This is a genomic window from Streptomyces graminilatus, assembly GCF_001418565.1.
Lineage (GTDB): Bacteria > Actinomycetota > Actinomycetes > Streptomycetales > Streptomycetaceae > Streptomyces > Streptomyces graminilatus.
Genome location: NZ_LIQQ01000577.1, coordinates 1 through 311 on the forward strand (window position 1 = coordinate 1; position 311 = coordinate 311).

Genomic DNA, 311 nt, shown 5'->3' on the forward strand with positions numbered 1-311 from the left:
GGGAGGGGATGTGGGGGGAGGGGGAGCGCGTGTGTTTACGGGTGCGGTCGCCACGGCCGGTGCGGAGGAACTCGGCCCGCGTGAGCAGCATCGCCTTCTGCTCGGAGTCCCAGGTCCACTGGGTGCGGTACTCGTACCCGGGGATCTGCGACGGTGTGCGGATGATCAGGGCCCGGCCGGCCAGCTCCACGCCGGTCACGTTGTCGTCGTTCGCCATGATCTGCACCAGTTTGTGATTCCGGAAGGTGTACGCGCGTACGGCCGTGGCGTTGCCCGGCAGCAGCCGGAAACCGAGGGCCATGTCGGCGCGG

Annotated in this window: 1 pseudogene; it reads right to left on the reverse strand. The window is 69.1% G+C overall.

The window, feature by feature from the left end:
• A pseudogene (locus tag AOK08_RS46745) lies at positions 1 to 311 on the reverse strand (hypothetical protein); the annotation flags it as partial.